The organism is Bradyrhizobium sp. (assembly GCF_036009065.1).
Taxonomy (GTDB): domain Bacteria; phylum Pseudomonadota; class Alphaproteobacteria; order Rhizobiales; family Xanthobacteraceae; genus Bradyrhizobium.
In genome coordinates, this window is record NZ_DASYMN010000051.1 from 1 (window position 1) to 4,534 (window position 4,534).

The following is a 4,534-nucleotide window of genomic DNA, read 5'->3' on the forward strand; positions in this document are numbered from 1 at the left end:
GAAGTCCCGCATGTCCCAATCCGACGACTCCTACCTGCGCCATCAGCAGCAGCGATGGACGCGCCATGACGCGCATCTATGGATCCGCCCCGACGCGGCGCGCTGGGTGAAGCCCGGGTTCGATCCAGCCGACATCTATCCGACGCTGGCGCGCAAACCCGACGCGGCACAAGCCGCCTTCGAGGCGGAGGTCGAGGCGGCCTACCAACGGCACGCCGTGCTGCGCGAACAGGTGGCCTCGCTCCGGGCCGAGCTGAAGCGGCGGCGGCTGGAAGAAGCAAAGTATAGCCCGAGCCAGCTGCGCGTGCCCGCCGGCAACCCGCGCGGCGGGCAGTGGACGGATCGCGGCGGGGGGCAGGGCACGGTTGCGGGCCCGAGCCAGGACACGGGCCAGGGGACCGGCACGAGTCTCGCGCAGCCGATGGGCAATGTCGATATCGGCGACGTCAGCGGGTCGAGTGAACTCGGCGATCTGTTTCGGATCAAGCCGGACGGCGCGCGCACGGATGCCGGGAATCTTTCGGACTCCGTCGTAAAAGTTGCAGCGTCCGATGACCCGCGGTTTTACACCCCCGTCCTGGAGGAGGAAGACGACAACGGCGGCCATACGCTGCGTCGGCATAACGAAAGGTCGGACAGCTCTCTCATTGACTGGCTCAATGCCAAATGGCAGCGCATACAAACCGGCAATCTGGAGATCACGGAATATCCCGTGGCCGAAGGCACATTTCGGTCGCGCGAAGAGGCCAACGACCTTGTCAATCAGGTGCTCAAACGGAACACCGACACGGTCGACCAGGTTGCCGCGGGCAAACTCAAGGATGATGTCACACTGCAGGAACGCTTCGGATTTGTAACAGGAAAAGAGGCCTTCAGGCCGAATGGCGACGCCGAGCCTTATATCCGCCCCACCTATAGCGTTCGCGTCGTCATCAGGTATGACAGGCGCTCGTGGCGCGGCTATAGGGTGCGCACGGCATTTCCGGTCAACGATTGACAGGAGCTTCGCATGAAGATTCCGGAGGAGTTCGTTCAATTCGTATGGGGTATTTATGACGAGGATCCCCAAGAGTCCGTGTCGCTCGAAAGCCTGGCGGCGGCGGCACTTGCGGGCACTGCCAGCCATGACCGCCGCCGCCCGCTGCTGGCATTCCTCAATGAGCTGCTGGACGGCGGCCATTCGGATGCAGAGCTCGAATATGTCTGGCGCAAGCAATCGCCGAGATCTAACTTCAGCCCGGGCGGCCACCGCGTCTTTTTCGAAGAAATCCGCCGCCAGATCATCGCCGACAAGGATCGGAAGCTCGGGTGAGCAAGTAGCAAGTAGCCCACATGAGCGCAGCGATATGCGGGGAGACAAGAACTGGGACGAACAGATGCGTGTCGGTCTGGACCGCCTTCGCGATCAAAGTGCTGAAGTTCGCGGTGAGCTGAGGGCGGCGCAACGCACATCACCTCGTCATGGCCGGGCTTGACCCGGCCATCCATCCCGTTCGCAAGAATCCTTTCGAAGAAGATGGATGCGCGGGCCTTCGCCTCGCCGAAGGGACTTCGGCCCCGCAGGCGGGTCAAGCCCGCGCATGACGACTCTGCGTGTGCGGCACTGGATTGCTTCGCTTCGCTCGCAATGACGCGGAAGCCTCAATCGCAATCTGGACCGACAACGCATGTCCCGATCCGACGACTCCTAACGCTGGCGCGCAAGCCCGACGCGGCACAAGCCGCCTTCGAAGCGGAGGTCGAGGCGGCCTACCAACGCCACGCCGTGCTGCGCGAACAGGTGGCCGAACTCCGGGCCGAGCTGAAGCGGCGGCGGCTGGAAGAAGTAAAATACAGCCCGAGCCAGCCGCGCGTGCCGTCCGGCAATCCGCGCGGCGGGCAGTGGACGGATCGCGGCGGGGGGCAGGGCACGGTTGCGGGCCCAAGCCAGGACACGGGCCAGGGGACAGGCACCAGTCTCGCGCAGCCGATGGGCAATGTCGATATCGGCGACGTCAGCAGGTCGAGTGAACTCGGCGATCTGTTTCGGATCAAGCCGGACGGCGCGCGCACGGATGCGGGGAATCGTTCCGACTCAATCGTAAAAATTGCAGCAGATGATTCCGGACGACGATACCACCCCGACCTAGTGCAAGAAGAAGCCCGCGGCGGCCACACGTTCCGGGAGCATACCGACAAGACCGGCGAGGAGCTGATGGAAGGTACGACGCTTGTCCGTGGGCGAGCCGGTATCTATCGCTACGCGCGTAAGCGGTGGGGATCATTCGAACCTCGTGAGGCTGCCACTGATCTTGTCCATCGCACACTTGAGCAAAACCGAGATCAGGTAGATGCCGTAGCCACGGGACAGCTGAAAGACGCTTTTGTAACAGCGCGCTTTAACTACAAGACTGGGCGTGAGGCTTTCAGATCAAATGTCGATGCAAAGCCTTACCTAAGAGATACCTACGGCGTGGGCGTTCTGATCGAACATGACCGTCGTGCCGAAAGAGGTTACAGTGTGATAACCGCTTATCCCAGAAACGACGACTGACCGAGACAGCAGGAGAGATCATGCTCGTGCCTGATGAGTTCACACACCTGGTCCACCGTTTCTATCAGGGCAGCGAGGCCGGTATCTCTACAATGGAGCAATGGGTCGCGCTTGCCGTCAGAGGGTTGAACCAGCAACAGCAAGCAGTCATCAAGCGCTTTCTGCGGGACCTGCTTGCACGAAATCCCTCCGACGCGGAGTTACGGCGGATTTGGGAAGATACTGGTCCAAACTACGACTTTGAGGACATCCGCGGCGTACTGACATTGATCCGCGATGCAATCCCCTCGCCATGACCGGCGGAACTGAGCACGCGCATTGCACTCAACCAACTCATAGTACGCGAGGTGCGATCTTTTCCGCGACCAACAGCTCGCGCGCAACTTTCGCGACGTTGCCGTCCACCGATCTCGATGTTTGAATCGGACGACGCGGAGTGAGTTGGCCCGGGGATGCCCATGAAAGACCCGGCTGCCGCTGCTCGGGATAAGCCAGGTCCGCACGAGCCTGTCGACTTCATCGTCGGAAAACGGATGGGATCGTTTACGGACTACGAGGCCGCCAACAGATTGGTCAGCGCGACGTTGCTGCGAAACCGGGAGAGGGTCGATCGCCTGGTCGAGGGCAAGTCTTCGAAAGACGAACTCGACGCCACCTTCGATTCGCCGACCGGAAAGGAAGCTTTTGCGCCGGACGAACTAGTGGACCGGCGAATTCGCCAGACTTACAGCGTTCGTGTCGTCATCGTTGCCGATCCTCGGACACCCAGGGGGCACCGCGTCCATACCGCTTTTCCGCGAAATTTCGACACCTTGCCGGCGCCTTCGAAAACCCAGATGGATATTTACAAGAGCACGGGCGTAGAGGTGACCTACGACTGGAGAACCGCTGACAATTTTGCGCAGGCGACGCTATTTTTGAAAGATCTGGCGGGCGGGCCAACAAGCGTTGATCCGAAAAATCCGGACAAACCTCGCTTCTATTATTTTGAGATGAAGCGGCAAGATGAAGCGCTTGACGAGTTCATACGGAGGCTGAGGCGCGGATCGCGATAGCGGTCACATCCCGACGCCCCACAGTCTCGCCGTGCGAAAAATCCACTCCCGGTACAGCGTCAGCGGGGTGACGCCGGTGAGGCCGCCGCAGCCGTCACTGTTGTTTGCGCCGGTCGACCAGCTCACCACGCCGACGATCACCGCGCGGCCGCTCTGCATCTCGAATACAGGCGCGCCGGAGTCCCCGGTGCAGGCGCCGAGGCCGTCGCGCGTGTTGTTCGTGAGCGGATCGGCGAGGCGGATTTGCAGCGTGCCGGGCTTGCCGGTCACGGTGAGATCGGCGGCGCGGATGGCGCCGCCGCTTTTGCCGTCGCCGCGCCTGCTAACGCCGACGCCGGCGATGGTGAGGCGCGCGCCGACCTCAATCGGGATCGCCGGCGCGCCGAACGGCGCGGGCGCCTTGCTTGGCGGCAGCGGGCTTGCGAGCTGCAGCAGCGCCACGTCGGCTGAGGCGCGGTGCGCCAGGATGGCTTGCACGCTGAATTGCGGATGCGACGCCACGCGCCTGACATCGAGCAGCCGCGGTGGCGTCTCGCCGGGAAGGATGACTTTATAATCGGCGCCCGGCAGCACGCAATGCGCCGCGGTCAGCACCAGGTCCTGCGCAAGCAGGCTGCCGGTGCAAAAACTGCCGCGCGAGCCGATGATGGTGACGACCGCGCGCGAGATATTTTCCGCCGGGCCGCCGCCGCCGACGATGGCCGCGACGGGATGCGTGATGAGGGCGAAGGCGAAGATGAGAAGCAGGCGCTGAATCATCCGGCGATGTGAGCCGCTTCGCGCCGCGGCTGTCAACACAAGCGTACTTACCCTCCCCTGGAGGGGCAGGGTAATCGCATGTGTGAATCGAAGCGTGAACAAAGGTGAATCGTTGGACGAACATATCGACCAAAACCGTCGGCGATTCCTTATTTGTTCATGCACATGCGATTCCCCTACCTGGAGG

General features: G+C 62.2%; 6 protein-coding genes. 5 read left to right on the plus strand and 1 reads right to left on the minus strand.

Translation table 11 applies throughout. From position 1 onward, the window contains the following. The 5 genes from VGP39_RS03555 to VGP39_RS03575 all read left to right on the plus strand — a co-directional run. Positions 1-997: RNase A-like domain-containing protein (locus VGP39_RS03555; RefSeq protein WP_414644552.1), on the plus strand; the 997-nt coding region annotated here is incomplete at its 5' end. Between the two features lie 12 nt (positions 998-1,009). Beyond that, entirely contained in the window at positions 1,010-1,312 is a 303-nt protein-coding gene (locus tag VGP39_RS03560; protein ID WP_327566728.1) for a hypothetical protein, read from the plus strand. A gap of 315 nt (positions 1,313-1,627) precedes the next feature. After that, positions 1,628-2,533 carry an RNase A-like domain-containing protein gene (locus VGP39_RS03565; protein WP_327566729.1) on the plus strand — a complete coding sequence of 302 codons (906 nt, stop codon included), beginning with the start codon at positions 1,628-1,630 and terminating at the stop codon, positions 2,531-2,533. A gap of 20 nt (positions 2,534-2,553) precedes the next feature. Beyond that, positions 2,554-2,829, plus strand: coding sequence for a hypothetical protein (locus tag VGP39_RS03570; protein ID WP_327566730.1), 276 nt, complete (start codon positions 2,554-2,556; stop codon positions 2,827-2,829). A 162-nt stretch (positions 2,830-2,991) separates the two neighbouring features. Next, a complete protein-coding gene (locus VGP39_RS03575) occupies positions 2,992-3,588 on the plus strand; it encodes an RNase A-like domain-containing protein (RefSeq protein ID WP_327566731.1) in 597 nt (198 codons plus the stop codon). A gap of 3 nt (positions 3,589-3,591) precedes the next feature. On the opposite strand, the gene VGP39_RS03580 is transcribed toward VGP39_RS03575, so the two are convergent. Beyond that, on the minus strand, positions 3,592-4,347 hold the full coding sequence (locus tag VGP39_RS03580; protein WP_327566732.1) for a S1 family peptidase: 756 nt from the start codon (positions 4,345-4,347) through the stop codon (positions 3,592-3,594). Positions 4,348-4,534: the final 187 nt, after the last annotated feature.

Bases quoted from the DNA above. Each gene is read 5' to 3' on its own strand.
- VGP39_RS03575 (WP_327566731.1), top strand. From the start codon at position 2,992: ATGAAAGACCCGGCTGCCGCTGCTCGGGATAAGCCAGGTCCGCACGAG.
- VGP39_RS03570 (WP_327566730.1), top strand. From the start codon at position 2,554: ATGCTCGTGCCTGATGAGTTCACACACCTGGTCCACCGTTTCTATCAG.
- VGP39_RS03565 (WP_327566729.1), top strand. From the start codon at position 1,628: ATGACGCGGAAGCCTCAATCGCAATCTGGACCGACAACGCATGTCCCG.
- VGP39_RS03560 (WP_327566728.1), top strand. From the start codon at position 1,010: ATGAAGATTCCGGAGGAGTTCGTTCAATTCGTATGGGGTATTTATGAC.
- VGP39_RS03580 (WP_327566732.1), bottom strand. From the start codon at position 4,347: ATGATTCAGCGCCTGCTTCTCATCTTCGCCTTCGCCCTCATCACGCAT.